The sequence below is a fragment of the Kitasatospora putterlickiae genome, from assembly GCF_039527695.1.
Classification (GTDB): domain Bacteria; phylum Actinomycetota; class Actinomycetes; order Streptomycetales; family Streptomycetaceae; genus Kitasatospora; species Kitasatospora putterlickiae.
This window is the reverse complement of record NZ_BAAAKJ010000208.1, coordinates 1-5,956: the sequence shown is the minus strand read 5'-3', so window position 1 is coordinate 5,956 and position 5,956 is coordinate 1. Positions and strand designations below refer to the sequence as shown.

8 protein-coding genes are annotated in these 5,956 nt (G+C 75.8%); 4 read left to right on the top strand and 4 right to left on the bottom strand.

Features of this window, described 5'->3' with window-relative positions:
• A partial coding sequence (locus ABD308_RS20790) for an FAD-binding oxidoreductase (protein ID WP_425554818.1) occupies window positions 1-581 on the bottom strand: 581 nt, incomplete at its 3' end.
• Between the two features lie 74 nt (window positions 582-655).
• Between ABD308_RS20790 and ABD308_RS20785 the strand changes: the two genes are divergently transcribed.
• Window positions 656-1,282: an HIT family protein gene (locus ABD308_RS20785; protein WP_344337411.1), complete on the top strand. Its 627-nt coding sequence runs from the start codon at window positions 656-658 to the stop codon at window positions 1,280-1,282.
• Window positions 1,283-1,329: 47 nt separating this feature from the next.
• Window positions 1,330-1,944, top strand: coding sequence for a hypothetical protein (locus tag ABD308_RS20780; RefSeq protein WP_344337409.1), 615 nt, complete (start codon window positions 1,330-1,332; stop codon window positions 1,942-1,944).
• Here ABD308_RS20780 and ABD308_RS20775 read toward each other — a convergent pair.
• Window positions 1,869-2,882: a glycosyltransferase family 2 protein gene (locus ABD308_RS20775; RefSeq protein WP_344337406.1), complete on the bottom strand. Its 1,014-nt coding sequence runs from the start codon at window positions 2,880-2,882 to the stop codon at window positions 1,869-1,871. The genes ABD308_RS20780 and ABD308_RS20775 overlap by 76 nt on opposite strands.
• Before the next feature lie 248 nt (window positions 2,883-3,130).
• Here ABD308_RS20775 and ABD308_RS20770 point away from each other — a divergent pair, with 248 nt between their 5' ends.
• Entirely contained in the window at window positions 3,131-4,369 is a 1,239-nt protein-coding gene (locus ABD308_RS20770; protein WP_344337403.1) for a threonine/serine exporter family protein, read from the top strand.
• Window positions 4,370-4,380: 11 nt separating this feature from the next.
• On the opposite strand, the gene ABD308_RS20765 is transcribed toward ABD308_RS20770, so the two are convergent.
• The gene (locus ABD308_RS20765) at window positions 4,381-4,941 is read right to left on the bottom strand and encodes a GNAT family N-acetyltransferase (protein WP_344337400.1); all 561 of its coding nucleotides are present in this window, start codon (window positions 4,939-4,941) and stop codon (window positions 4,381-4,383) included.
• Window positions 4,942-5,119: 178 nt separating this feature from the next.
• Here ABD308_RS20765 and ABD308_RS20760 point away from each other — a divergent pair, with 178 nt between their 5' ends.
• Entirely contained in the window at window positions 5,120-5,410 is a 291-nt protein-coding gene (locus ABD308_RS20760) for a VOC family protein (RefSeq protein WP_344337397.1), read from the top strand.
• A gap of 71 nt (window positions 5,411-5,481) precedes the next feature.
• Here ABD308_RS20760 and ABD308_RS20755 read toward each other — a convergent pair.
• Window positions 5,482-5,956, bottom strand: a 475-nt coding sequence (locus ABD308_RS20755; protein ID WP_344337393.1) for an aggregation-promoting factor C-terminal-like domain-containing protein, incomplete at its 5' end; no start/stop codon positions are given.

Below are 5,956 nucleotides of genomic sequence, written 5' to 3'. Positions count from 1 at the left end.
GTGCCGTCGGCGAGCAGCAGGTCCAGCGACTCGACGTTGTCGGCGGTCCGGCCCCAGGCCACCGAGTGCGCGCCGCAGGAGTCGTTGCCGATCATGCCGCCGAGCGTGCAGCGGCTGTGCGTGGACGGGTCCGGCCCGAAGCGCAGCCCGTGCGGGGCGGCGGCGCGCTGCAGATCGTCCAGGACGGTGCCCGGCTCGACCCGCGCGGTGCGGCGCTCCGGGTCGACGCCGAGGACGGCGCCGAGGTGGCGGCGGAAGTCGAACACCACCGCGCCGGGGCCGATCGCCTGCCCGCCGATGCTCGTCCCGGCGCCGCGCGCCACCACCGGCACCCCGTAGCGGCGGCAGAGCGCGAGCGCGGTGCGGACGTCGTCCAGATCGGCGGGCTTGACCACGCCGAGCGGCAGCTGGCGGTAGTTGGAGGCGTCATGGCTGTAGACGGTGCGCTCGGCGGCACCGAAGCGGACCTCGCCGCGCAGCACGGCGGACAGCTCGCGGGCCAGATCGGTCCCGGGCGGGGTGTCGGGGCGGCTCACGGGCGGATCCTCCCTGCCGGCGTGGAGTACGGCTGAGCCGATCATCGCAGCCGCGACCGGCGGGCGGTACCGGGAAAGGGCTGGCCGGGCACCCGGGGCCTCTGGCAGGGTCGGTGTCCATGATCACCAACCCTCACGACGACGACCGCCGCTTCCTCGCCCACCTGCCGGTCGGCGAGCGCCTCCCGATCCCCGAGGACGCCGCACCGGCCTGGGACATCTTCCCGTACGAGCCTCCGGAGGGCGGCGAGCTGCGGGTGCGGGCGCTGGACGCCCCCGAACTGCCCGAACCGCCCCGGCACGGCGAGGCCGGCCCGGTGGAGTGCAACGAGTGCGGGCGCCCCGACGAGGACTACGTCTGGACCGACGAGCACTGGCGCCTGCGGGCCTTCGGCGAGCCGCACGGCCTGCCCGCCGTCCTGTTCCTCAACCCGCGCGGCCACCACGACCTGCTCGACCTCCCGCCCGCCCGCGCCGCCGAACTCGGCCCGGTGCTCCAGCGCGTGGAGCGGGCGATCCTCGCGCTCGGCGGCATCGGCCGGGTCCACGTGAACCGCTGGGGCGACGGCGCGGCCCACCTGCACCTGTGGCTGATCGCCCGGCCCGCCGGACAGCGCCAGCTGCTCGGCTCCACCCTGCCCCTGTGGATGGACGTCCTGCCGCCGCTCCCCGACGAGCTCCGCGCCGACACCCTGCGCCGGATAGCCGCCACCCTCGCCACCGACGGCGGCACCGCGCACGTCTGACCCCTCCGGGGCGGGCTGGTGTCGGAGGCGTCTGCTGGAATGCGGACATGAGCGTGCACGACGTCGCCCGGCGCCTCCCGGCCGTCCCCGCCCTGCGAGACCTCTGCCGTGCGATGGCGGCGGTGGAGGCCGTCCTCGCGCCCGGCGACCCGTACCGCCGACACGGCTTCGGCGCCCTGGGGACGCCGGGCCGCGAGGTGGCCGGGATGGACAACGGTGCCGGGGACTCCTACACGATCGTCTTCTCGGCGGCCGGCGCGATCGCGCTGGGCTTCGACCACGAGTCACCGCTGAGCCCGTACGCCGGCGACGGTACGGTGTGGCCGGGCGTCCTCGACACGGTGCCGGAGGCGTTCCGGCCCTTCGTCGACGACGACGGGCCGGACGCACCCGAGGTGACGGTGTGCCTGTGGCGGCAGGCGGGCGACGACCGGTGGCACCGCGGGGACGTCCGCTTCGGCCCGACGGACGGGGCCGACCCGGACGGCGCGAACCACCTGTTCTCGCTGCTGGTCGACGGTAGACCGGAGGGGTTCCGTGACTGGGCCGAGGAGTACTACGAACAGCCGGTGCCCGGCGGGGGACCTCACCGGCGGCGGGTGGCTCCGGTGAGGGTGCCGGCGGCGATGTGGGAGAGCTTGGCGACCTCGAAGGCCGGGTAGGCGCCGCCGGCCAGGAGGGAGAACTTGACGCCCTCGCGGCCGGTGGGGCGGCGGTGGCCGGGGGGCTGGAAGCGGCGGTGGTGGTCGGCGGCCCGGTGGAAGAACCGGGGGCGTTCGGCGCGGGTCACGCAGCCCGCGAGGTCGAAGACGAACAGGTAGTGCCGGATCATCCGGGTGAACAGCGCCTCCCGGACGGCGGTCGGGGCGTCCAGGACGTCCAGCAGCGCGAAGGTCCGTTCGTACTGCTCGAAGATGTCGAAGCTGCTGCTGCCCGGCGAGCCGGTCGGGTGGACGGTCTCCCGGCGGCGCAGTTGCACGCAGGCGCGCGGCAGGACGGCGATCCGGCGGGCCGTCAGCATCGCCCGGTGCACGGGCGGGATCTCCTCGTAGCGGCCGTCGGGGAAGGTCAGGCCCTGCTGCAGCCAGTGCGCCCGGGCGATCAGGCGGTCCCAGATCAGCGCGGGCGCGCCCAGCAGCTCCGGGCGGTCCAGCGGGGCGAACACCTCGGAGCCGGCCCCGGCGAGCAGGGCCTCGGCGCCGCCGGGCCAGTCCCGCCCGCCGTGCCGGCGGGTGTGGCCGAAGAGCAGCAGGTCGACGGGCCCGGTGCGGCCCAGCCGGTCGGCGAAGGAGCGCAGGGCGTCGCGCGCGAGCAGGTGGTCGGCGTCCAGGAAGAGCAGGTACTCGCCCCGGGCGTGGGCGGCGCCCGCGTTGCGGCTGACCCCGACGCCGACCGCCGCGTCGAGGCGCAGCACGGACACCCGGGGGTGGCGGGCGGCGTAGCGCTCGACGAGCTGCGCCGGGCACTCGGGGGAGCGGTCGGCGACCACCAGCACCTCGACGTCGTCGAAGGACTGGGCGAGCAGCGAGTCGAGGCAGTCCGCCAGCTGTTTCCGCTGGTCGTAGGCGGGGATCACGACGCTGATCAGGGGTGAGGGCATGACGCGGGAGCGTAGGAGCGGCCGCGAACGGTGGCAAAGCCCTGACGGCCCGTAGGCCGGGCAATCCAGGTCAAATCGTACGGACGTGCGCCATATCTTCACCGACTGCTCCGGGCGCGTCCACGTCAGGGCCCCGACGCGCGCCGTCCCCGGTCGGCGGGCAGGCTGGAGGCGTCACCGCGGCGGAACGCGGACGGGCACGGACGGGGCATGGACGGGGCACGGACTCGCGCGGACGGAGGCGGGCATTGGAACAGCTGACGCGGCCGCCCCGGGTCGGTGAACTCACGGCCTTCCTGGCCCGGCTGACCGTCGTGCTGCTGCGCAACAGCGGCGAGGGCGTCGAGCAGCTGGAGCCCGCCGTGGCGGGCGCCGCCCGGGCGCTCGGCGGCTCGGCGCGGCTGCTGGTCGTACCGGAGGGCGCCGTGCTCACCGTCACCTCCGGCGGCGGGACCAGCACGGTGACCGTCCGGGCGTTCCCCGAGGTGTTCCGCCTCGACCAGCTGGCCGCCCTCCAGCCGCTGCTCGCCGATCTGGAGGCCGGCCGGCTGACCCTGCCCGCCGCGGCCGGGCGGCTCGCCGCCCTCGACACCTCCCCGCCGCCGTACCCCTGGTGGGCGAAGGCGCTCGGGATCGTGCTGTTCTCGCTCGGCTTCGCCCCGCTGATGCAGCCCACCTGGTGGGAGGTCGGCTCCACCGCGGTGCTCGCCTCGGCCGGCGCGGCCCTCGCGCTGGCGGCGGGCCGATGGCCCCGGCTGAGTCCGGTGCTGCCGCTGGCGGCGGCCGTCGTGGTGTCGGTGATCGCGCTGCTGGTGTTCGCCCGCACCCCGGCGCACGGCGGACCGGTGCTGATCATGCTGCCGGCGCTGTTCTTCTTCGTCCCCGGCGACTACCTGAGCGCCGCCACCGCCGAACTCGCCGCCGGGCACCTCACACCGGGCGCGGTGCGGCTGGTCTACGCGGTGTTCCTGCTGCTCCAGCTGTACGTCGGGGTGCTGATCGGACTGGCCGTCACCGGCCGCGACCGGCACGCGCTGTTCGACGTGACGGCCGCCCAGGACCTGCCGCGCTGGGCGCTGTTCACCGCCTGGATCGTCTTCACCACGGGCACCGTGCTGGCCTTCGCGATCCCCGCCCGGTTCGGGCCGGTGCTGCTGCTCCTGGTCTATCTGACGGTGGCGGCGCAGACGCTGGCCACCTGGCTGGCCGGCGAGGTGGCGGGCACCTACGCCGCCGCCGTCGTCCTCAGCGCCGCCTCGACCCGGCTCGCCGCCCGTCCGGGCGCGCCGCCGCGGCTGATCCTGCTGCTGCCCGGCTTCTTCACCCTGACGGTCGGTTCGCTCGGCCTGCGCGGTCTCACCGACCTGGCCGGCGGTCATCCGATCGGGGGGTTTCGCGACCTGGTGGAGCTGGTCACGCTGGTGACGGCGATCGCGGTCGGGCTGGTGACGGGCGAGGTGGTGGCGGCCGCGCGGCGCGGTCGCTGACGGCCGGCGGCTCAGCGCGCGTGGGCGACCGCCGTCCGGGCCCGGACGGGCGCGTCGACGGCCAGCTCGCGGACGTACCAGTCGAGCGGGTTCCCGGTCGGCTCCGTCACCCGTCCGGAGTGCCGGAAGCCGGCCCGCCGGGCCACGGCCGCCGAGGCGGGGTTCTCCGGGTCGACCCGGATCACGCCCTCGTCCGCGCCCTCCTGGGCCGCGTACCGGCACACCAGGTGCACCGCCCGGGTCACCAGGCCCCGTCCGCGCCAGGCCGGGTAGAGGCCGTAGGCGATGTTGACCTGCCCGGGGGCGAGGCACGGCATCGCGAACCGCAGGTCTATGGTGCCGGCCAGCACCGGCTCCGGCCCGGTCCGGATCCCGAACACCCGGGCCGGCCCCCGGTGCGTCCACTGCGCGGTGCACCGCCGCACGTACTCCTCGACGCCGGCCCGGCTGCTCGGCCCGCCGTTCAGCCACCGCACCAGCTGCTCGTCCTCGCCGGCCAGGTGCGCGTCGATGTCCGCAGCCTGGAACGGTGTGAGCGTGACGACCCCGTCGGAGAGCCTCACTTGATCCATGGGTCCCACTCTGGTGCCCGGACCGGCGCGGGACCACCGGGATTTCGGCCAGCTCGCACGCGTACCGGGGAACGGCGGCCAGGAACCGTCCGGGACGACGGCCGCCCTACTCGCACGACGACGACCTTCCGTGGCCTGGCCACCATCCGCTACCACGCCGAGGACCTTGCGGCCGCCCGTGCCCGGTACACCGAGGTGCTGGGCGTCGAGCCCTCCTTCGAGCGGCCCGACCACGTGGAGTTTCCGGCTCGGCGACCACGGCCAGGAGCTGGGCGTCTCCCGCACCCCGTCCGCCCCGGCCGGCGTCGTGGCGTACTGGCGCGTGGACGACGTGGACGTGGTCATGGCCCGGCCGCTGGACCTGGGCGCCGCGCCGCACGAGCCGCCGCGCGACCACGGGCCGTTCCGGGCGGGCGCGGTGCGCGACCCGTGCGGCGACGTCCTCGGCGTGCTCGCCGGGCGGGGCTGAGGGCCGACCGGGAACGCCGCGAGCCCGCGGGCGGGGGGCCTGCGGGCTCGGGAGGCGGTGGGTGGTCCGGCTCAGTACCAGTGGTGGGACTGCCAGAACGCCCAGGCGCCGCACGGGCTGCCGTAGCGGGAGTTCATGTACTTCAGGCCCCACGTGATCTGGGTGGCCGGGTTGGTGCGCCAGTCGGCGCCGGCCGAGGCCATCTTGGAGCCGGGCAGCGCCTGGACCAGGCCGTAGGCGCCGGAGGAGGGGTTGGTGGCGGTGACGTTCCAGCTGCTCTCGCGGGCCACGATGTTGTTGAAGCACTGGAGCTGGCCGGCCGGGACGATCTGGGCGGCGATCTCGCGCGGGCTGCCCGAGTAGGACGGCTTGCTGTTCAGCGCCGAGCGCTCCTGCGAGCGGGAGGCGGCGGCAGCCGCGTCGGCCTTGGCCTTCGCCTCCGCCTGCGCCTGCGCCTTCGCCTCTGCCTCGGCCTGCGCCTGGGCGGCGGCCTGGGCCTGGGCGGCGGCGTCCGCCTCGGCCTGGGCCTGCGCGGCCGCGGCGGCG

Coding starts and splice junctions, on each gene's coding strand:
- ABD308_RS20785 (WP_344337411.1), top strand. CDS start 656: ATGATCACCAACCCTCACGACGACGACCGCCGCTTCCTCGCCCACCTG.
- ABD308_RS20780 (WP_344337409.1), top strand. CDS start 1,330: ATGAGCGTGCACGACGTCGCCCGGCGCCTCCCGGCCGTCCCCGCCCTG.
- ABD308_RS20775 (WP_344337406.1), bottom strand. CDS start 2,882: ATGCCCTCACCCCTGATCAGCGTCGTGATCCCCGCCTACGACCAGCGG.
- ABD308_RS20765 (WP_344337400.1), bottom strand. CDS start 4,941: ATGGATCAAGTGAGGCTCTCCGACGGGGTCGTCACGCTCACACCGTTC.